The following is a 20,021-nucleotide window of genomic DNA, read 5'->3' on the forward strand; positions in this document are numbered from 1 at the left end:
TTGACAGGCCCTCCATAAGCTGCGGCAGCTTAGGTCAGTTTGATCTGACGGTTCACGTCCTTGTAGAGCAGGTAGCGGAAGTTGGACGGACCGCCGGCGTAGCAGGCCTGCGGGCAGAACGCGCGGAGGGACATGTAATCGCCTTCCTGAACCTCCACCCAGTCCTGATTGAGCCGGTACACGGCCTTGCCCTCCAGCACATAGAGCCCGTGCTCCATGACGTGCGTCTCCGCGAAGGGAATGACGGCGCCGGGCTCGAACGTGACGACGTTGATGTGCATGTCATAGGCCATGTCATCGGTGGGCAGCATGCGGGTGGTGCGCCATTTGTTGTCGGTACCGGGCATCGCGCCGGGCTCGATGTCCTTCTCATTGCCAACGCGGGCCTTGGGTGTGTGCCCGGCAAGCGGCTGGTACGCCTTGCGGATCCACTGGAACTTTGCGAGCTCCGGCGAGGAGTTGGAGACTTCCCATTCGGCACCCGGCGGAATGAAAGCGAATCCGCCGGGCGTGAGGTCGTGCAGCTCGCCCTCGAGCTTGATGGTGAGAGCTCCCTCAAGGAGGAACACGAAGGACTCCACCCCCGCTTCCGGCTCGGGGTTGGTGGAGCCACCGCCCTGCGAGACTTCGAGCAGGTACTGGGCGAATGTCGTCGCGCCGCCTGCCACCGGCCGGTTCAGGATCCAGGTGCGGGTCCCGGTCCAGTCGGGGAGTTCGCTGACCACGATGTCGCGGAGGACCCCGCGGGGAATGACCGTGTAGGCCTCGGTGACGACGGCGCGGCCGGTCAGCAGGTCCGTCTGCGGCGGAAGGACGGTTTCAGGTGCGTAGTAGTTGCTCAACGTTCAGTCCTTAGATGTTTTCAGCTGTTTCAGGAAGTTTCCGTGGATGCGCGAGCGCTTCCAGGTCAGGAATGGCAATACCGGCCAGCTCGTTCACTTCGGTCTCTGTGACGGCGCCGCAGAGCACACCGCGGTGCACAAAGCGGGCAAGCGCCCGGGCTGTTGCGGGCTCGTCGAGGATTGCACTCTCGATCCGGTGCACGTAGTTGCGAAGCCGTTGTGCCGCTGCCGGCAGGCCCTCGCGGTAAAACGCATACGTGGCGATGAACCGGCTCGGCAGCTGGGCGGGATGGAGGTCCCATCCCTGGTAGTAGCCGCGCTCCAGCGAGCGCCGCACCAGCCGTGCATGTAGCGCCCATGCCGCAGACACCTCGGAATCGGTGCCGATGGGAAGGATGTTCGTCGACCCGTCCGACAGTCGGACGCCGGTGCCCGCGACAGCCACCTGCATGACCTGCTTGGCGTAATCCGCAGCGGGGTGCTCCATCGACTGGTATTCCGCGGCGATCTGCAACGAATCGCTGTAGTCGTACGTGCCGTAGTGCAGCGCAGAGACACGGCCCTCCGCCCGGTGCAGCAGCTGCGCAACGGGTACGGTGCCGTCGGCGGCCAGGATCAGCTGCGGCGTTTCCATCTGCACCTCGAACCGCAGCCTGCCCGGGGCAAGTCCGTGCACCGCTTCCAGCCGCTGGCAGGCGAAGACCATCGCCTCCACCTGCGCCGCCGTCGAAACCTTGGGCAGAGTGAGCACCAGTCCCTCCGGCAGCGGGCCTTCCGCGAGCAGTCCGCCCACAAAGAGATCCAGCGTCCGCAGCGCACGGCGGCGGGTCGGCTCCTCGAAGCACTTGAAGCGAATGCCGATGAACGGCGGGGCGATCCCGTCTCGGACAGCCCGGGCCACCGCAATGGCGGCGCGGGCGGCGTCGGCGTCCTCTTCGTCGTCGGGCCGGTTGCCGTACCCGTCCTCGAAGTCGAGGCGCAGGTCCTCGATCGGCTCAGCGGTGAGCTTCGCGCTCACCAGCGTGCCGACGTCGTCGTTCACTCCCAACGCGCTGCACAGCGCGTCCATGCCACCGGCGCGCTCGACGGCGGCAACCGCCTCCCGCCCCCAGTCACCGGGGAGGGAGGGCTGGTAGCGGTCCGCAGGCACATACACGGTGTGGACCGGCTGGCGCGAGCCGTTGTCGCCGGGATAGCTGAAGCGCAGGAGCTGATCGGTTTCCGCGAGCTTCGAGTCGATCGCGGCGTAATCGTCGAAACCGAGCGCGAACTCCACTCAGCTCACCAGCTCATAGGCGGGAAGCGTGAGGAAGTCCGTGTAGTCCTCGGAGACGCAGATGTCCGCGATGAGGCGGCTGGCCGGCTCGTAGAACTTTGCGAAGGCTTCGTCGCCGACTTCGCCGCGCAACCTTTCGGTTTCCTCCGCGAGGATCGAGTTCACCAACTCGGGCGTGACCGTGTTTCCCGTGTCAGCGAGCACCACCTTGTTCCGGATCTGCTGCCAGACCTGGGAACGGGAGATCTCCGCCGTCGCCGCGTCCTCCATGAGGTTGTGAATGGCAACGGCGCCGTTGCCGGAGAGCCACACAGCAACGTAGGCGACGGCGACATAAAGGTTGGCGCGCAGGCCCACCTCGGTGACGTCGCCGTCGGCGGATTCAACGTCGAGCAGTTGCTCGGCGGTCACCTCCACCTCGGGCCGCTGCCGGTCGATCTGGTTCGGCTTGTCCCCCAGAACGGAGTCGAATACCTCGCGGCAGATCGGCACGAGGTCCGGGTGCGCAACCCACGAGCCGTCGAAGCCGTCGCTGGCCTCTCGGGTCTTGTCGGCGCGGACCTTCTCCACTGCCTGGGCCGTAACATCGGGTTCCCGTCGATTGGGGATGAACGCAGCCATCCCACCCATGGCGAACGCACCGCGGCGGTGGCAGGTCTTGACCAGAAGCTCGGTGTACGCGCGCATGAAGGGTGCCGTCATGGCCACGGACGCGCGGTCGGGCAGGATGAAGGACTCGCCGCCGTCGCGGAAGTACTTGATGATGCTGAACAGGTAGTCCCAGCGGCCGGCGTTCAGGCCGGAGGCGTGGTCGCGCAGTTCGTAGAGGATCTCGTCCATCTCGAACGCGGCGGGAATGGTTTCGATGAGCACGGTCGCGCGGACGGAACCCTGCGGGACGCCGACGTAGTCCTGTGCGAACACGAAGACGTCGTTCCACAGCCTCGCCTCGAGGTGGCTCTCCAGCTTGGGCAGGTAGTAGTACGGTCCGCTGCCGTTCTCCAGCAGGTGCTTCGCGTTGTGGAAGAAGTGCAGTCCGAAGTCCACGAGCGCGCCGATGGCAGGCTCGCCGTCAATGATGATGTTCTTCTCCGGCAGGTGCCAGCCGCGCGGACGGGCAACGACGACAGCCAGCGGCGCGTCAGTGCGCAGCTCGTACTCCTTGCCCTCCGGTGACGTGAAGCTGAGGGAGCCGCGAGCCGCACCGTAGAGGTTGACCTGGGAGTCGATGACGTTGTGCCAGGTAGGGGCGCTTGCGTCCTCGAGGTCTGCGAGCCAGACTTTGGCGCCCGAGTTGAGCGCGTTGATGGCCATCTTCGCCGGCGACGCCGGTCCGGTCATCTCCACGCGGCGGTCCGTCAGCTGTGGTGGTGCTTCCGCGACGGTCCAGTCGCCTGCGCGGATTTCGGCCGTTTCGGGAAGGAAGTCGAGCCTGCCGGTCTGTGCCACTTCCTCCCGGCGCTTGCCGCGGGCGGTTAGCCGCTCGTCCCGCGTGGCACGGAACTCCTGGTGCAGTTTTTCAAGAAACTGGAGCGCCTCGGTGGTGAGGATGGTCTCCGCGCCAGCTACCGGCGTCGTCGTCGTAAGTTCTATCGACATGTCCTGCTCCTACTCTGCTGATTCTGTGGCTGCACCCTGATGAGCGGCCTGCGCCGCTGCGGCAACCGCAGCTGCCACATCACCTGCGACGTGCGGATCGAACACACTCGGGATGATGAAGCTGGCGTTAAGCTCATCATCGTCCACGCGGGCGGCGATTGCATCCGCCGCGGCAACCAGCATCTGCGGCGTGATGTCGGATGCCCCCGCGTCGAGCAAGCCGCGGAAGAATCCCGGGAAGGCGAGCACGTTGTTGATCTGGTTCGGGAAATCGCTGCGCCCGGTGGCAACGACGGCAGCGTGCCGGGCGGCGATGATCGGGTCGATTTCCGGGTCCGGGTTGGCCATGGCAAAAACGATCGCCTGGTCAGCCATGGAGGCGACCTGCTCCTCGCCGATGATGTTCGGGGCACTGACGCCGATGAAGACGTCCGCGCCGGCCAGTGCTTCGTGAAGCGTGCCGGCGAAGGCGTTCTGGTTGGTGTTCTCGGCTATCCAGCGACGGTGCTCGTCAGTGTGGTTCTGCCCGCTGTGGATCGCACCCTTGCGGTCGCACGCCACGATGTTCTTCGCGCCCTGGGCCTGCAGCAGCTGGATGATGGCGGAACCGGCGGCGCCGACGCCCGAGACGACAATCCGCACATTCTCGACCTTCTTGTCCACGACGCGGAGGGCGTTGGTGAGGGCGGCCAGCGTGACGATCGCCGTGCCGTGCTGGTCATCGTGGAAGACGGGAATGTCCAGCTCCGCGCGCAGCCGGTTTTCGATCTCGAAGCACCGAGGAGCCGCGATGTCCTCGAGGTTCACTCCGCCATAGACGGGCGCCAGGGCCTTGACGATGCTGATGATCTCTTCGGTGTCCTGCGTGTCAAGGCAGACCGGCCAGGCGTCCACGTTGGCGAACTGCTTGAAGAGGGCGGCTTTGCCCTCCATGACGGGCAGCGCGGCGGCGGGGCCGATATTGCCGAGACCCAGCACAGCCGAGCCGTCCGTCACCACAGCAACGGTGTTGCGTTTGATGGTCAGGCGGCGGGCGTCCTCGGGATTCTCCGCAATGGCCATACAAACGCGGGCGACGCCGGGAGTGTAAGCACGGGAGAGATCGTCACGGTTGCGCAGCGGAACCTTGGGGACGACCTCCAGCTTCCCGCCGAGGTGCATGAGGAAGGTGCGGTCGCTCAGCTTCTTCACGTGAACGCCGTCGAGGGCGTCGAGGGCGTCGCGGACGCGCTCACCGTGGGCTGCGTCGGTGGTGTTGCAGCTGACGTCAACCACGATGCTGTTGTGGTGCGATTCCGTGACGTCAAGCGCTGTAATGGACGCGCCGGCGGAGCCAACTGCGGCGGCCAGCTCGGCAGTGGCAGTAAAGCTCGACGGCGCCTGAACGCGCAGGGTGATTGAGTAACCGGGGCTGGGACTCGCCATTGAAGATCCTCCAGATAAGTTATTTCGTATTGTGGATATTATTATCTACCAAATGGAAATGCAAGCTGCGGTCGCGGAGGTACGGTCATAGAAACTGCCGGTAGGTGCAGGGCTGCCGCTTCGAACCGGCAGGGCTGCGCCTCCGGGCAGTTTCTCCGGCAACGGGCTGTAGTTCCTACGGCAACGGGCGGCAGTTCCTCCGGCGCAACCCAGTTTCCGCTCTGTGGAAGTAGGGTATCTTTGGAGAAGTTCTTCCGCTGTGCGGATAGTTTCTAGCTAGGAGTGCCAAATGGCCGAGAAGGCTGCGGGCGGCGGCGTCCAGTCGGTGGAGCGCGTATTCGAACTGCTGGAGTTGATTACCGACGCCGGTGGTGAGGTGACGCTCAGCGAGCTCTCCTCCTCCACAGACCTGCCTCTGCCCACGATCCACCGGCTCCTGCGCACGCTGGTGATGAAGGGCTACGCCCGGCAGTTGCCCAACCGGCGCTACGCCCTTGGTCCGCGCCTGATTCGTCTGGGCGAGGGCGCCAACAAGCAGCTCGGCGCCCTGGCGCGCCCTCAGCTGAGAATGCTCGTGGACCGGCTGGGTGAGACCTCGAACATGGCCGTACTCGACTCCGACATGGTGGTCTATATCGCGCAGGTTCCGTCGTCGCACTCCATGCGCATGTTCACCGAAGTGGGGCGCCGGGCGCATACCCATGACACCGGCGTCGGGAAGGCCATCCTGGCCCAGCTCGACAATGAAACGGTGCGCACCATCGTGACCCGCGCCGGCATGCCCACGCCCACGGAGAAGAGCATCGCCTCCGTGGACCAGCTCCTCACCGAGCTGGACAACATCCGCGAGCGCGGCTACTCCATTGATGAGCAGGAGCAGGAACTGGGGGTCCGCTGCTTCGCGATGGCGGTGCCCAACGCTCCCACCCCCACTGCCATCTCCGTCTCAGGACCGATCTCCCGCGTGGACGAGGGGTTCGCTGACAAGGCCATCCCGCTCCTGCGATCCGCTGCACAGGCAATCTCGGACGACCTCAACCTCGCAAGCTAGGCGCAGCAAGCGGGACCCACACCCGGTGGATCATGCGCCGGGAGCTGACTGAAACGTAGCCTCACTGGGCGGCCTATTGCCTCCGCTTGAACGCGGGTTTAGGATACTGAACATGCGTTCAGTATCGAAGGAGCCGGCCGACGTCGACCGCTCTGACCTCACGGCTCGCGCCAGGGTGCGCGACGCCGCCGTCCAGCTGTTCGGGCGGTCGGGCTTCAACGTCAGCGTGCGCACCATTGCAGACGCAGCGGGCGTGAGCCCTGGGTTGATCCTTCACCATTTCGGGTCCAAGCAGGGCCTCCGGGAAACCTGTGATGACTACGTCCTTCAAAAAGTCCGGGAGTACAAGGAGCAGGCCGTCCGCCCCGCGTCGGCCGACGAGCTTCTGCTTGCCATGGCGTCCGTGGAGGAGTCAGCACCGCTGGTGGGCTATGCGCTGCAGAGCCTACAGGCGGGCGGAGATCTTGCGCGGTCATTCATTGATCATTTCGCGGCCGACGCCGAAGAGTGGATCGCCGCAGGCGTGAAGGCCGGGACCATCCTTCCTTCACTGGATGAGAAGGCACGTGCCAGATACCTGACCGTTCAGGGCTTCGGCGCGCTCCTGCTGGACCTGACCCTGAATCCTCCCGAGGACCCGGATGATTTCGCCGGGGTGATGCGCGGGTATCTCTCCCGGATGGGGCTGCCCAGCACCGAGCTTTTCTCCCAGGGCCTCCTGGCCGACCGCTCCATGCTGGACGCATACCTTCTGTACGTCGGCGATCCACCGCAGCCCTGATCCCTCCTGCGCCTCCACAACACTGAATACCCACAACGTTCAACACTCTTCCCAGAAGGTGTTTCCCATGTCAGCAATCATCGACGTACGTCAGCTGGAGAAGTCCTTCGGCTCCGTGCGTGCACTCGACCAACTCGACCTCACACTCGAACCCGGCGAGGTACACGGATTCCTCGGACCGAACGGATCCGGCAAGTCCACCACCATTCGGATCCTCCTCGGCCTGCTCCGGGCCGATTCCGGCACCGCTAGGATCTTCGGCCGCGATCCCTGGGACGCCGTCGACCTTCACAGCAGGCTGGCGTACGTTCCAGGCGACGTGAGCCTCTGGCCGAAAATTACCGGCGGCGAGGCCATCGACCTTTTCGCCGGACTGCGGGGAGGCGTCGACCGCAGCCGCCGCAGCCAGCTGCTCGAACGGTTCGACCTCGATCCCACGAAGAAGACCCGCTCCTACTCCAAGGGAAACCGCCAGAAAGTGGCTCTGATCGCGGCACTGGCCAGCGACGTCGAGCTCCTGATCCTCGACGAGCCGACCTCCGGACTGGATCCCCTCATGGAACGTGAGTTCCAGGCCTGCATCCGGGAGGTCAAGGCCGCGGGCCGCACGGTCCTGCTCTCCAGCCATATCCTCGCCGAAGTGGAAGCCCTCTGCGACCGCGTCACCATCATCCGGCAGGGCCGAACGGTCCAGACCGGGACGCTGGCCGAGCTCCGGCACCTGCGGCGTACCGCCGTCGCCGTCGTCTCCGATGGCGACGCCACCACCGTGGCGTCCATAGCGGGCGTCCATGATGTCCACATGGACGCGGATAAAGTTCATTTCACCGCCGACGACGACGCCCTCCCGGCTGCGTTGGCGCACCTCCTCCCGCTGGGCGTCCGCAGCCTCATCAGCACGCCGCCCTCGCTCGAGGAGCTTTTCCTGCACCAGTATGGGGACGGATACACCACCGCAACTGTCCAAGGTGGGCGGTGAGCGCCATGAACGCGACACTCATCGCACATCAGCAGGACCACCGTTCCGCACAGGGCACCGCCGGAAGCCTCACCGGCACCCTCCGGCTGTTCCGGTTTGCACTCCGAAGGGACCGGGTCCGCATCCCGGCGTGGGGGCTGGGGATCGGCGGCATGGTCGCCTATTTCGGCAGCGTCATTCCGATTGCCTATCCAGACCAGGCTGCACTCCAGACGCGCGCCGCCATCATGCAGGACCCCTCCGGCGCCCTGCTGACCGGCCCCGGGTACGGCATTGACAACTACACCTTCGGGGCGATGGTGACCAACGAGCTGCTCGGCATGCTCGCGGTTGCCGCCGCCCTCATGTCGATCTTCCTGGTGGTCCGGCATACCCGCGCGGAAGAGGAGAGCGGCAGGGCGGAGCTCATCCGGGCGGGCGTGGTAGGAAATCGTGCACCCTTGGCCGCCGCTGTCCTCACTCTCCTGGTGGCGAACGCAGCCATTGGTGCTGCTCTTGGCGGCGGACTGCTTGCCAGCGGCCTGGTGTTCACGGACACCCTCGCCGTGTCGGCCGGAATGGCACTGGTGGGGCTGGTGTTCGGCGGCGTTGCTGCCGTGACCGCGCAGCTCAGCGAACATGCCCGCACCGCCTCCGGCATGGCTGGTGCAGCGTTGGCCCTGGCATTTCTGCTGCGCGGCATCGGTGACGCCCAGGCCCTGGGAGGCAGCGCTCTCTCCTGGTTTTCGCCCATTGCGTGGGCACAGCAGACGCGGGCCTTCACTGACCTGCGGTGGTGGCCGCTCCTGCTCTGCGTGGGACTTGTGGCAGTGCTGCTGACCATCGCGGTGCTGCTGACCGTACACCGCGACTTCGGCGCGGGCCTGGTCCCAGCACGGAGCGGCCGGGGAAGTGCCCGGAAGTCGCTGGTGCATCCGGTGGGACTGATTCTCCGGATGGAGCGCGGAAGCATCATCGGGTGGCTGACCGGACTCGTCATCTTCGCCGTCCTGACGGGCTCCATGGGTCAGGGGATCGTGGAGAGCTTCGAAGCGCAGCCGCAACTGGCCGCGGTCTTCGGCCAGGGAGCAGGCGGCGACGTACTCCGAGCAACGCTTGCATCCTTCACGGCGTACTTCGCCATGGCGGTAGCGGTGTATGCAGTGATCTCGGTCAACCGGCTAAGGGGCGAGGAAAGTGACGGCCGTACCGGTGCCATCCTGGCGACCTCGGTCAGCCGCGCCCGCTGGCTGGTCAGCTCACTGGCGGTGACGGCCCTCGGCTCAACGGTGATGCTCCTTGGTATCGGGCTGGGGCTCGGCGTTGGGGCAGGAACGTCGCTCTCCGACCCGAACCTGGCGCTGGACTTCGCCCTTGTGGGGCTCGTCTATCTTCCCCTCGTCATGGCCTTCGCCGGTCTGGCCGCGCTGTCCTATGGCGTGTTGAGGGCAGGCCGCTGGTGGGTCTGGCTTCTACTGCTGGGTTCAATCATCGTGGGCGTCTACGGTCCACTGCTGAACCTGCCCGGAGCGGTGAGCGACGCCGAACCGTTCGGCCTGATGCCCCGGGTGCCAGCTGAAGCTCTGAGTCCCGGCCCGGTATTGGGCTCCGCGCTGGTCGCCCTGCTGCTGGTCACTGCCGGAGTGCTTTCCTTCCGTCGCCGGGATCTGGAGGCGGGCTGAATCATGGTTATTGTCAGTAGATAGTTCCTGTCGGTGGCAGCCAGTAGAGTGCCACCCATGAATGACAAAGAGGTTCTGCTGCACTATCTGCGCCTGCGCCGCGCTGACCTGCTCGCGAAAGTGGACGGCCTCGGTGATTATGACGCACGCCGGCCACTGACGCCCACGGGCACCAACCTGCTTGGCCTCGTGAAGCATGTCGCCAGCGTGCAGTTGGGCTACTTCGGTGAGGTTTTCAACCGGCCCAGCGGCCGGGACTTGCCGTGGTTCGACGACGACGCCGCCCCCGAGGCCGATATGTGGCTCACCGCCGGTGAAACTCGGGAGGAGATCATCGAGCTCCACCACTTCTCCGCGGCTCACACCGACGCAACCATTGAGGCGCTTCCGCTTGATGCTGTGGGTGAAGTGCCGTGGTGGTCCCCGGAGCGCAGGCAGGTAACCCTGCAACAGATCCTTGTACACATGTGCGTGGAGACGGCCCAGCACCTCGGGCACGCTGACATCCTTCGTGAACAGCTCGACGGCGCCACCGGCCGCGGCCCGGATGATCCGAATATCGCCAAGCGTAGCGCCGAGGAGTGGTCGAAGCACTGGGAGCGGATCGAGACGGCGGCCCGGCATGCCGACCAGGGCGCCACCTGACCACTCACCGGCGCCGGTCCTGACCGCCTCCCAGGGTAAAGTGCGCCGGCCCTGACGGCCGCCCTTCACGCTGGGGTCGGTCCGTCCGCTCTTCCTTCTCCGCGCGCTAGACTGTAAGAAAACGTTTTCTACGCCGTGTCGCAGATAGCGAGCATGCACCGAACTGGAGAATATGACGAAGCGACCGCCTTCCACACGCCTCCCGTTCCTCAGCGTCGCTTCCTACGGTGCCGGTGATATCGCGAACAGCATGACCTTCACCACCGTGGGGATGTTCCTGCTTGTCTATTACACCGATGTCGCCGGGATCCCCGCCGCTGCCGCGGGCACCCTCCTGCTGCTGGCAGGACTCTTCAACGCTGTCGCGGACATCTTTGCGGGTAGGATCGCCGACCGGAACCACGACCGACGTCTCGGAAAGTTCCGTCCGTTCCTGCTTTTCGGCGCTGCACCACTGGGCCTGAGCGTAGTGATGTTCCATATCCACAACCTCGACTCCGCATGGACGCTGACCTTTGCCTACGTGTCCTACTTTGCGTACTGCCTTGCGTACAGCCTCGTCAACGTTCCCTATGGAGCACTGGCCGGAACACTGACACGGGATCCGGGCGACCGCGCACGGCTGGCGAGCGCCAGAACCATGGGTGGGTTGGCCACCACAGCCTTCCTGGGCATCCTCATCGCCCCGCAGTTCCAGAACGGCGCTGACATCCGGAACGTCCTGACACCACTGACTGTCGCCTTCGCCCTTGTCGGCACTCTCCTGTACCTGTTCACCGCACTGGCCACGCGGGAGCAGCTTCCTGCTTCGGCTCCCCGGCTTTCACTGCGGGATGCACGGAACACACTCGTTCAGAATGTACCCCTGCAGATCCTGTGCCTGAGTTCCCTTTTCTTCATGACGGCCAACGTGGTGACCAACACCGCGAAGCTCTTCTACCTTCGGGATGTCCTTGGACGTTTGGAGCTGTTTGCCCTGCTGTCCGGCGCGCAGGTGGTCATCACCCTTGTACTGGCACTCGTGACGCCGCGCCTGGTTCAGCGCTGGGGCAAGCGATGCATCTACATCTCAGGAGGACTGCTGGGCGCCGCGGGCGGTGTTGTCGTCTTTGTCGTCCCGGTGGAGCTCGTCTGGCTCGCAGTCGCAGGCATGTTCCTCTCCGTGTCGGGCGCGGCCGCCGTCAGCATCCTGATGTGGGCTCTGGTCGCTGACACAGTTGAGTACGGCGAGTGGAAGACGGGCCACCGCACCGACGGAACCAACTACTCGCTGCTGGCGTCCACGAGGAAGATCGGCATGGCACTCGGCGGCGGTCTGGCCGCCTTCGCCCTCGCCTGGGGCGGCTATGTGTCCGGGGCAACAGAACAAAGCGCGACGGCGGAACTAGGCATCCGCGTGGCCGCCGGCCTTGCTCCCGCGGTCATCCTGCTGCTCGCCGTCGGAGTCATGCGGTGGTATCCCCTGACGGACGACGCCCACGCCAAGCTGGTGCTGACCATCCAGGAGCGCAGTTAGGGAACCAGCCGCCCGGAGTCCGCTCACCATTGCGTGCAGGTCTGGAGGGCTGATCCGGCGCGTCTCCGACGACACGCCGCGGATTAGGGGCCACTGGCCAGCAGACCTGCACGAAACGGCTTCAGCGCCCGGCAATCGTGCACGAAACGGGCCCGGAAGCAGCGCTTCACCGCCCAGACAGGATAGCGTGGGATTCCGTGGCCAGACACGGAGGTAAGTCGATCTCCAGGGCAGCCATCCTTGTCACCGGTCTCACTGCGATGTCCACGCTTCTCGGGTTCCTCCGCGACGTCGTCATTGCCGCGGTTTTCGGCGCCGGCGCCGAGCTGGACGCCTATCTCGTGGCGCAGGGCCTGATGAACATTGTGCTGGGGCTCGTTGCCTACGCGATGGCCCGCTCGGCTACGCCGGTTGTCTCCCGGGAGGCGGCCGCCGAGGACAAAGGGTGCAGGGGACACACGGGGTTCGACGTCGCTTTCACGCTCACGATGGTGGTCCTTGGCGTCGGCGGCGTTGTCATGGCGATCTTCGCCGGCCCCGTGGCCTCGCTGCTCGCACCGGGATTCGACGCCGAAACCACAGCCACCGCGGCCATGCTCACCCGCATCGTGCTGGTCGCAACGGTGCTCGTGGCGGGTACCGACCTGCTGGCCGCCCTGGCCCAATCACACGGACGCTTCGCCTGGGCGTCCCTGCAGGGTGTCCCGTTCAACCTGATCATGATTGCGGCGGCCGGGCTCTTCGGCCCCCGCTACGGGATCGCCGCTCTCGCGGTGGGGTTCGTTGTGGGCTCCGGCGCACGACTCCTGCTGCAACTGCCCCCGCTGCGCAGCCTCGGCACGCGGGTACGTCCACGCCTCCAGCTGAAGGATCCCGGCTTCCGGGAGATTGCCGTGCTGGTCCCGGCAATGCTCGTCGGCAGCGCCGTCGGAAACGTGAACACGCTGGTGGACCGGGCGGTAGGCTCCACGCTTGAGGAGGGCGCCATCACAGCGCTCTCCTACGGCTGGAGGCTCGTGAACCTCCCCGAGCAGCTGCTGATCGCCTCCCTCCTGGTGCCGCTGTATCCGGCGATCAGCGCTTCGGTGAGCAACCTCCCGGAGCTCAGACGGCTCGTGAACCGCGGCCTTTCAGTCACTGTGACCATCCTTGTTCCACTCTGCGTTGTCCTGGCGGTCGCCGCGGAGCCGCTCGTGGAAGTGGCCTTCGGCCGCGGCGCCTTCTCCCCGGAGGACATCGAGGCCACGGCCACCGCTGTTCTCTGGTACGCGCCGGCACTCCTGGCGCTGGGCATCCGGCAGGTGGTGGTGAGCACCGCGTACGCGCTCGGTGACGCCAAGGCTCCCGTGGTGATTTCCGTGCTTGCCATGGTGGTCAACGTGGTGGGCGACATCCTGCTGGCACCGGTCATGGGAGTCGCCGGTATTGCGCTGGCCACCAGCGCTTCACTGGTCCTCGCCGCCGTCGCGAATGCGTGGCTTCTCAAGACCAGGCACGACGGCGTGAACTTGCGTGAGGCTCTCGCCCTCCTCTTCCGCGCGGCCCTGTTGGCGGCTGTGGCCGGCGCTGTGGGACTTCTCCTGGTGAACATTGTCGCCGGCCCGGCGTTGCTGACGGCCGCCGTTGTCGTGCTTGGCGTGTGCGGCACCTACGCGCTCGGGCTGGTTGTGCTGCGTGCTCCCGAGGGCCGGGTGCCCCTCGACATGCTGCGGGCAGCGCGGCGCCGCTGAGTCACTAGCGCTGATGCTGGCGTTCGCGCTCACCTCGACGCCGGCACTGACGTTGATGCTGGCGCAGGCACTGACCTTGGCGCGGGTGCCGATGCCTACGCGGCGGACGGGCGAAGTGTCACCGGCTTATCCCGGTTGAACCGGGCGAAAATCAGGTTCATGGTTGGCCCTGGGTCCTTCACGTCCCACACGCTGTGCTGTGCGCGGCTGGCCCAACGGATGGTGTCGGCAAGGTCGGCGACCAACCCGCCCCGCCGCTCGATGCGGGCACGGCGCAGGTCCCCTGCCGTCCACGCGTACCTGAAGCCTGCGGGTGCATCGGCAAGGTGCGGCACCGTCTCGCCGAGTGCCAGCCTGCCCCACGCGTCAGCCAGGCCGGGGCGGGCTGCGTTGGTGAGGGCAATGGATCCGAAGAACCGGCCGTTGAAATCAATAAGGTGGGAAACGCCGTCGTCGTCTGTCAGAAACTGCAGCTCCACGAGCCCCCACCAGCCGATATCGGTCAGCAGCGCTTCAACCTTCTCCGCAAGAGCGGCGTCGACGGCGACGGTCTGCGCACGCGCTGACGCCCCGTTCGGTGTGGGCCAGAGCCGAGGCGTCTCCTGCTGAACCCTTCCTTCAAGGTGTCCGTCGCGGAAGAACCCGATCAGGGCACCGAGCTGTCCTCGAATGGGCTCCTGGAGGAGTGGCTCCGCACCGAGCTCCTCCATGTGGTTGACGCGTTCCTTGGCGGCGGTCATGCTGTCGAACAGCCGCGCCTCGATGCGGTGCGGCCGGGTCTGACCCGGCGACCAGTGCGCACGCGACTTCACCACAACGGGACCGTCCCAGTCGGCGATTGCCTCCGGCGTGGCCGGCACGGTGCGCGGCGCCGCCAGTCCCACCCGACCGGCGCTCTCCGCGAGCAGGACCTTGTCCAAGGCCCGCTCGACCGCGTCCGGCGAGGGGTGCGCCACCGTCGTCGGAATCTGGTGCCGGTAGGTTGCGAGCGCAGCCATCCAGTCGTCACCGCCCCCGAAAACCACGTCATATCCGCCGGCTTTCACTGCAGCGCTGACGCCCTCGATGAAGGCTTTACCGTCACCGCGGGGACGGGGAACAGTGTGACAGGCGGCGACAGCCCGTGACGAGCACAGCATGCCCCTTCCCTCGGGCGTGCCCACCCCTACTGTCCAGCCGGCTGCGCGCAGCGAACGAGCGGCCGCGAGTGCGCCGCGATCCCGGGAGGTACTGACTATCAGGGCACGGCGGTGCGCCGGTGAAGCGTCATCAATTCTGGGCTGCGGGTCCACGCGGCCTTCCGATAGGCGGGAAACGTCTTGTCCCAGCCTAGGAAGCACAGATGAGAAACAGATGATAAAGCGATTAGACGGCGAGTCGCAAGGGGCTCAGCCGACCAGCCGCCTTGCTGCTGCCGAGTGCTCAGCGATCAGCGACTCGAGGTCCAGCCCGACGACGGCGCCGTCCTCCACCCGCCATCGGCCTCCGATCATCACCCGGTCGGCACGGTCAGCGCCGCAGAGCAGCAGCGCCGACAGCGGGTCGTGACTGCCGGAGAAGCGGAGGTCATCCATCCGGAACATCGCAAGGTCAGCCTGTTTCCCCACCGCCAGTTCCCCGATGTCGCTCCGTCCCAGCGCGGTGGCCGATCCTCGCGTGGCCCACCCCAGTGCACGGGACGGCGTGGCGCGCTCTGCGCCGTACCGCAACCGCTGGAGATAGAGAGCCTGACGCGCCTCGAGGATCAGATTGGAGGCATCGTTGGACGCGGATCCATCCACCCCAAGGCCCACCTCTACGCCGGCCTCCTCAAGTTCAATGGCCCTGCAGATACCGGAGGCGAGGCGCATGTTCGAGGTGGGGCAATGCGCTACACCGACTCCCGCGGATCCGAGCTGGGCGATCTCGCTGTCATCGAAGTGGATACCGTGCGCCAGCCAGGTCCTCGGCCCCAACCAGCCGACGCTGTCGAGGTACTCGACCGTCCTCATGCCAAACCGCTCCCGGCAGAAGTCTTCTTCGTCGAGCGTCTCTGCGAGGTGGGTATGCAGCCGGACGTCGTGGAAGTCGGCCAGCGCAGCACTGGCCTTCATGATTTCCGTCGTGACCGAGAAGGGTGAGCACGGCGCCAGCGCAATCTGCACCTGCGCGCCTGCACCGCGTTCGTGGTACTGCCGGATGAGCCTTTCGCTGTCGGCGAGTATCACCTCGGGGTCCTGCACTGTCTGCTGGGGCGGCAGGCCGCCGTCGTCCTCGCCAAGGGTCATGGAACCGCGCGTGAGGGTCGCTCGCATACCCAGCCTGCGCACCACGGACACCTGCACGTCGATCGATTCCTCCATGCCACCCGGGAACAGGTAGTGGTGATCAGCGGCCGTGGTGCACCCGGAGAGCAGCAGCTCAGCGAGCGCCGCCGTCGTCGCCAGTTCAAGATCGCGTGGCGTGAGCCGCGCCCATACGGGGTAGAGGTTCACCAGCCAGGGGAAGAGCGGCACATTGACCACCGGCGCCCACGCCCGGGTGAGGGTCTGGTAGAAGTGGTGGTGCGTATTGATGAGTCCGGGCAGCACCACGTGGCTGCGGGCGTCGAAGACGGAGTCGTACTGTCCGGACGGCGTCGCCCCCGTCCGGACCAGTTCCACGATGGTGGTGCCTTCAATGACCACCCCACCGCCGGCGTCGGATTCATTGGCGGTAAAGATGGCGAGGGGGTCGCGGATCCAGATTCGTTGCATCAGGGATTCTCCGTTCCTTTCGGGATGAAACGGCACAGGACCACCGGCGTGACGGCGGGGTGTGCCGTCAGCTCAGTGGTCCTGTCTGCTGATCCAGGTTATGGTCCCTGCCTGCCCTGATTCGCGAGGTAGGCAGGGATGGAATCTAGTGCTGGTGGCCGGGAGTCTCGTCGCAGATCTTACGGATGTCCTCGACACAGCTGATCTCGCCGTTATCAAGCTTCTCCTTGACCACGGTGTACTGCGCCGCGGTCACCACGGGAATCTCTGTACCGTCCGCCGCCACGAGCTTGCCGCCCTGAAAGCTGTCGCCATCCTGCAGCGCGACGAGTTCATCTTCGCGCACCATGCGCGGCGGGCTGGCTACGAAGACGGAGGCACGCTCAGGATTACCGGCCTTCAGGTGGTTGAAGAGCAGGTTCATCAGCACGGCCATGATGGCCGCCGAGCTGATTCCCGAATGGAAGATGATCCCAAACCAGGTGGGGAATGCATCGTAGAAGGTCGGGGCAACCACGGGAATCGTGCCGAAGGCGAGTGCCACTGCAACGATCACGAGGTTCATGTTGCCCTCGTAGTCGACCTTCGCCAGCGTGCGGATGCCGCTTGCTGCCACGGTGCCGAACAGGACGATCCCGGCGCCGCCGAGCACCGGCGTCGGAACCGCGGCAACCAGGCGTCCCAGAATGGGCAGGAGTCCGAGGATGACCATGATGAGTCCGCCCGCGGCCACGACGTAGCGGCTGCGGATGCCGGTGATGGCCACCAGCCCGACGTTCTGCGCGAAGGCGGTCTGCGGGAAGGAGTTGAAGACGGGGGCAAGCGCGCTGGAGAGCATGTCCGCACGCAGGCCGTCAGCGATGCGACGGGAGTCAACCTTGGTCCTGGCGATTTCACCGACGGCGAGGATGTCCGCCGTAGTCTCTGTCATGCAGACAAGAATCACGATGGTCATCGAGATGATGGCTGCGATATCAAAGACGGGCCAGCCGAACGCGAAGGGCTGGGGGAAGGCAAAGATGGCGCCGCTGCCGACGTTCGAGAAGTCAGCGAGACCCAGGAGCGTGGCGATGATCGTGCCACCCACAATGGCGAGCAGGATGGACAGGCGGGAGATTGCCGCGTTGCCCAGCTTGCTCAGGAGAAGCACCAGCGCAAGCGTTCCGGCGGCCAGCCCGATGTTGGTGAGGCTGCCGTAGTTGTCAGCGTTACGGTTTCCGCCCATCGCCCAGTTGGCCGCAACCGGCATGAGGGTCAAGCCGATGGTGGTGATGATGACGCCGGTAACAACCGGCGGGAAGAACCGGATGATCTTCGCGAAGAACGGCGCGAGGATCAGCCCGATCACGGAGGCCACGAGGACCGCGCCGAAGATGGTCGGGAGTCCTCCACCGCCGCTGATGATCGCAGTCATGGTGGCGACGCCGGCAAAGGAGACGCCCTGCACCAGTGGGAGCTGGGAGCCGAAGAACTTCACACCGTAGCTCTGCAGGATGGTTGCGGCGCCGCCGACGAAGAGGCAGGAGGCAATCAGGACGGCGATGTCGTCCTGGGATACGCCGGCGGCGGTTCCGACGATGAGCGGAACGGCGATAATTCCGCCGTACATGGTGAGGACGTGCTGGAACCCGTAGGCGAACGATCGTCCGAGGGGCAGCCGTTCATCCTCGGGGCGTTGGGGTTTAGCCTGATGTTTCATAGAGCTGACTGCTTTCATGAGTATGACTTCCTTGTCTCACATGAGTAGGGGGTAAACCGTTTTTCTCAGCAGAAGCCGGGGATGTTGGCCCAGATTGCTGCTTCGTTGGTGGAACCTTCGGCGCGCTCGCGCTCGACGGTCGCCTCGATCAGTCCGTACGGCCGGTCGGCCGCGAAGAAGACCTCGCCCGGGTTGTCGATGCCGAACGGCTCGAGGTCCACGAGGAAGTGGTGCTTGTTCGGCAGGGAGAGCTTGATCTCCTCAATCTCCGGGTGTGCCTCCAGTGCCTGCTTGCCCATCTGGAACATGGTCTGCTGCAGAGCCAGGGAGTGGGTCTGGGCAAAGGCGTCGAGGAAGATCTTGCGGACGCTGGCATATACCGCGTTGAAGTCGATATCCGTGGTATTTGCTGCGTAGCGCCAACGGGCGGTCACATCGGTCGCAAGGATGCGGTCGGTGGTCTCCTGCAGGGTGGTGTACTGATCCCGTGGGAACCCGTGAAACTCAGAGCCGGTTGACTTCAGTACGGTCAGATCCTCGATCCCGGCAACGATGTGCCGGGCGCCGTTCTCGATGAGCAGCACAGCCGTGCGGGTCTCCGACTTGTTGCGGGAGAACGCGTGGTCATGGTCGCTGATGCGGTCCCAGAAGTACTGCTCCGCCTCCCAGCGTCCGCCGGAGACCCAGTCGAAGCTCTCGGTGAAGTGCTTGCCCAGGCGCAGGAGGAACTGCTCCGGAGAGCCGATGCCGTCGCGGGCGAAGGCGTACACCGTGTTCTTCTGCGTGTCCGTGGCAACAACGTGTGAGTTGTCGCCCTCGGTGTGGGCGGTTTCGAAGTCGCCGTGCAGCTGCGAGGTGACGTTGAGGTCCTCGATCTGGTGGCGGGCCGTGTCTCGGGTGATCTTCACGAGCCTGCATTCGGCCTTGCCGTACTGGTTCCGGCCCAGAACGATACGGCCGCTGGTGCCTGCGGTGGTGTCGTTGGTGTTGGCGCTTGTTTCGATGGTCGGTGTCGTCATTGTCAGCTTCCTCGGTAGGTGGAATAGGCGAAGGGACTAATCAAAAGCGGCACGTGGTAGTGCTGTGCCGGGTCGGTAAGTTCAAAAATCAGTGAGACGGACGGAAAGAACGTCTCGGTTTCGGAGGCCGCGAAGTAGGTGCCGGTTTCGAAGTCGATCCGGAAGGTGCCCGCCTCCAGCGCCTCCGGGCCCAGGGAGGTGATGCGGCCGTCGTCGTCGGTGGTTCCGCCCGCTATTTCCTCCCACCCGTCCGGGCCCAGCCGGTGCAGTGCGGCAGCGACGCCGGCGGCGGGCCGTCCCGTACCGGTGTCGAGCACGTGGGTGGTGATGTGGCTGCGGCTCATGCTGCAAGGACCCCCTTGAGTCGAAGGATGGCAATTTCACGCAGTTGCCCGGCGCTGATTTCCAGCTCCTGCGCGGACGTATGGCCCAGTCGCTCATCGAGGGCGGCGAGGATATCCTCGGCGCTGCGCCCGGCCGCCCTGATGAGGAAAACTCTCCCGAACTTCTCCTCGTAGGCGCGGTTGCCTGCCTGGAGTGCGGTCTGCGTTTCGACGGCGGTGCTGACGCCGGCCTGCTCACCGCGGGACATGGTGGCTTCAGTAGTATTCCCCTGCGCCCGGTCACCGATGCGAGGGTGATGCGCCAGGGCGCCGTCGATCTCGGCTTCGGTCCACGGATAGGCTGCCTTCTCGGCGAAGGCGATCAGGTCGGCTTCCGAGGTGAACGGCCGGGCATCAATGATGGCCTCAACCCAGCGCGGGATGTCGACGCACGGCGTGAGTTGGGCAGCAGCCACTTCGGGGGTACAGGTATTGAGGGTTGCAAGACGCATGGGTGTCAGCTTTCTATAGAGCGCTATCGCCAGCGCTGAACACCCTTACCCTCGAACGAATTCGATTTGACTCGATGTTTCCGACGATAGTTCAGGAACCGTATGGTTCTCGTTTAGTTTCTATATGGTGGAATCTTTATTCCGAATTGATTGTAGCCCCGATCACACGGTAGCTGTCAAGCGTTACCTGGATCACATGATAGAGCCGCATCCACAGAACCCGCTACA

At 65.2% G+C, this 20,021-nt stretch carries 17 protein-coding genes; 7 read left to right on the forward strand and 10 right to left on the reverse strand.

The genetic code is table 11. The annotated features are described in order from the left end of the window. Positions 1-29: 29 nt before the first annotated feature. The 4 genes from JOD47_RS07135 to JOD47_RS07150 are packed head-to-tail and all read right to left on the reverse strand — an operon-like array spanning position 30 to position 5,142. On the reverse strand, positions 30-842 hold the full coding sequence (locus JOD47_RS07135; protein ID WP_204533215.1) for a bifunctional allantoicase/(S)-ureidoglycine aminohydrolase: 813 nt from the start codon (positions 840-842) through the stop codon (positions 30-32). Positions 843-852: 10 nt separating this feature from the next. Continuing rightward, complete coding sequence (locus JOD47_RS07140) at positions 853-2,118, reverse strand: DUF6986 family protein (protein WP_204533216.1); 1,266 nt, start codon at positions 2,116-2,118, stop codon at positions 853-855. Then, complete coding sequence (aceB, locus tag JOD47_RS07145; RefSeq protein ID WP_204533217.1) at positions 2,119-3,717, reverse strand: malate synthase A; 1,599 nt, start codon at positions 3,715-3,717, stop codon at positions 2,119-2,121. A gap of 9 nt (positions 3,718-3,726) precedes the next feature. Further along, positions 3,727-5,142, reverse strand: a complete 1,416-nt coding sequence (locus tag JOD47_RS07150) for an NAD-dependent malic enzyme (protein ID WP_204533218.1) — start codon at positions 5,140-5,142, stop codon at positions 3,727-3,729. A gap of 289 nt (positions 5,143-5,431) precedes the next feature. On the opposite strand from JOD47_RS07150, the gene JOD47_RS07155 reads away from it, so the two are divergent. The 7 genes from JOD47_RS07155 to murJ all read left to right on the forward strand — a co-directional run bounded on the left by JOD47_RS07155 (position 5,432) and on the right by murJ (position 13,505). Then, positions 5,432-6,193, forward strand: a complete 762-nt coding sequence (locus JOD47_RS07155; protein ID WP_204533220.1) for an IclR family transcriptional regulator — start codon at positions 5,432-5,434, stop codon at positions 6,191-6,193. 112 nt (positions 6,194-6,305) lie between these two features. Beyond that, on the forward strand, positions 6,306-6,974 hold the full coding sequence (locus JOD47_RS07160; RefSeq protein ID WP_204533222.1) for a TetR/AcrR family transcriptional regulator: 669 nt from the start codon (positions 6,306-6,308) through the stop codon (positions 6,972-6,974). Positions 6,975-7,041: 67 nt separating this feature from the next. After that, on the forward strand, positions 7,042-7,953 hold the full coding sequence (locus JOD47_RS07165; RefSeq protein ID WP_204533224.1) for an ABC transporter ATP-binding protein: 912 nt from the start codon (positions 7,042-7,044) through the stop codon (positions 7,951-7,953). A 5-nt stretch (positions 7,954-7,958) separates the two neighbouring features. Next, the gene (locus tag JOD47_RS07170; RefSeq protein WP_504739225.1) at positions 7,959-9,614 is read left to right on the forward strand and encodes an ABC transporter permease; all 1,656 of its coding nucleotides are present in this window, start codon (positions 7,959-7,961) and stop codon (positions 9,612-9,614) included. Positions 9,615-9,671: 57 nt separating this feature from the next. Continuing rightward, positions 9,672-10,259 carry a DinB family protein gene (locus JOD47_RS07175; protein WP_204533228.1) on the forward strand — a complete coding sequence of 196 codons (588 nt, stop codon included), beginning with the start codon at positions 9,672-9,674 and terminating at the stop codon, positions 10,257-10,259. A 172-nt stretch (positions 10,260-10,431) separates the two neighbouring features. Continuing rightward, positions 10,432-11,775: a glycoside-pentoside-hexuronide (GPH):cation symporter gene (locus JOD47_RS07180; RefSeq protein WP_204533229.1), complete on the forward strand. Its 1,344-nt coding sequence runs from the start codon at positions 10,432-10,434 to the stop codon at positions 11,773-11,775. 197 nt (positions 11,776-11,972) lie between these two features. Next, on the forward strand, positions 11,973-13,505 hold the full coding sequence (murJ, locus tag JOD47_RS07185; RefSeq protein ID WP_204533231.1) for a murein biosynthesis integral membrane protein MurJ: 1,533 nt from the start codon (positions 11,973-11,975) through the stop codon (positions 13,503-13,505). Between the two features lie 95 nt (positions 13,506-13,600). Here murJ and JOD47_RS07190 read toward each other — a convergent pair whose 3' ends face one another. The 6 genes from JOD47_RS07190 to uraD form a co-directional block, all read right to left on the reverse strand. Next, positions 13,601-14,797, reverse strand: coding sequence for a hypothetical protein (locus tag JOD47_RS07190; RefSeq protein WP_307836221.1), 1,197 nt, complete (start codon positions 14,795-14,797; stop codon positions 13,601-13,603). A 96-nt stretch (positions 14,798-14,893) separates the two neighbouring features. Continuing rightward, complete coding sequence (locus tag JOD47_RS07195) at positions 14,894-16,240, reverse strand: 8-oxoguanine deaminase (RefSeq protein WP_204533234.1); 1,347 nt, start codon at positions 16,238-16,240, stop codon at positions 14,894-14,896. 145 nt (positions 16,241-16,385) lie between these two features. Next, the gene (locus JOD47_RS07200; protein ID WP_239548039.1) at positions 16,386-17,939 is read right to left on the reverse strand and encodes a nucleobase:cation symporter-2 family protein; all 1,554 of its coding nucleotides are present in this window, start codon (positions 17,937-17,939) and stop codon (positions 16,386-16,388) included. Positions 17,940-18,004: 65 nt separating this feature from the next. Further along, positions 18,005-18,958 carry a factor-independent urate hydroxylase gene (gene pucL / locus JOD47_RS07205; protein ID WP_204533236.1) on the reverse strand — a complete coding sequence of 318 codons (954 nt, stop codon included), beginning with the start codon at positions 18,956-18,958 and terminating at the stop codon, positions 18,005-18,007. Between the two features lie 2 nt (positions 18,959-18,960). Continuing rightward, positions 18,961-19,302 carry a hydroxyisourate hydrolase gene (gene uraH, locus JOD47_RS07210; protein ID WP_204533237.1) on the reverse strand — a complete coding sequence of 114 codons (342 nt, stop codon included), beginning with the start codon at positions 19,300-19,302 and terminating at the stop codon, positions 18,961-18,963. Then, positions 19,299-19,793, reverse strand: coding sequence for a 2-oxo-4-hydroxy-4-carboxy-5-ureidoimidazoline decarboxylase (uraD, locus tag JOD47_RS07215; RefSeq protein WP_204533238.1), 495 nt, complete (start codon positions 19,791-19,793; stop codon positions 19,299-19,301). Before uraD ends, uraH begins: the two co-directional genes overlap by 4 nt. Positions 19,794-20,021: the final 228 nt, after the last annotated feature.

Origin of the sequence: Arthrobacter tumbae (genome assembly GCF_016907495.1) — a bacterium.
In the GTDB taxonomy this organism is placed as follows: Bacteria; Actinomycetota; Actinomycetes; order Actinomycetales; family Micrococcaceae; genus Arthrobacter_D; species Arthrobacter_D tumbae.

Coding starts and splice junctions, on each gene's coding strand:
- JOD47_RS07180 (WP_204533229.1), top strand. CDS start 10,432: ATGACGAAGCGACCGCCTTCCACACGCCTCCCGTTCCTCAGCGTCGCT.
- JOD47_RS07175 (WP_204533228.1), top strand. CDS start 9,672: ATGAATGACAAAGAGGTTCTGCTGCACTATCTGCGCCTGCGCCGCGCT.
- pucL (WP_204533236.1), bottom strand. CDS start 18,958: ATGACGACACCGACCATCGAAACAAGCGCCAACACCAACGACACCACC.
- JOD47_RS07150 (WP_204533218.1), bottom strand. CDS start 5,142: ATGGCGAGTCCCAGCCCCGGTTACTCAATCACCCTGCGCGTTCAGGCG.
- JOD47_RS07155 (WP_204533220.1), top strand. CDS start 5,432: ATGGCCGAGAAGGCTGCGGGCGGCGGCGTCCAGTCGGTGGAGCGCGTA.
- JOD47_RS07170 (WP_504739225.1), top strand. CDS start 7,959: ATGAACGCGACACTCATCGCACATCAGCAGGACCACCGTTCCGCACAG.
- JOD47_RS07200 (WP_239548039.1), bottom strand. CDS start 17,939: ATGAAACATCAGGCTAAACCCCAACGCCCCGAGGATGAACGGCTGCCC.
- aceB (WP_204533217.1), bottom strand. CDS start 3,717: ATGTCGATAGAACTTACGACGACGACGCCGGTAGCTGGCGCGGAGACC.
- uraD (WP_204533238.1), bottom strand. CDS start 19,793: ATGCGTCTTGCAACCCTCAATACCTGTACCCCCGAAGTGGCTGCTGCC.
- uraH (WP_204533237.1), bottom strand. CDS start 19,302: ATGAGCCGCAGCCACATCACCACCCACGTGCTCGACACCGGTACGGGA.
- JOD47_RS07160 (WP_204533222.1), top strand. CDS start 6,306: ATGCGTTCAGTATCGAAGGAGCCGGCCGACGTCGACCGCTCTGACCTC.
- JOD47_RS07195 (WP_204533234.1), bottom strand. CDS start 16,240: ATGCAACGAATCTGGATCCGCGACCCCCTCGCCATCTTTACCGCCAAT.
- JOD47_RS07165 (WP_204533224.1), top strand. CDS start 7,042: ATGTCAGCAATCATCGACGTACGTCAGCTGGAGAAGTCCTTCGGCTCC.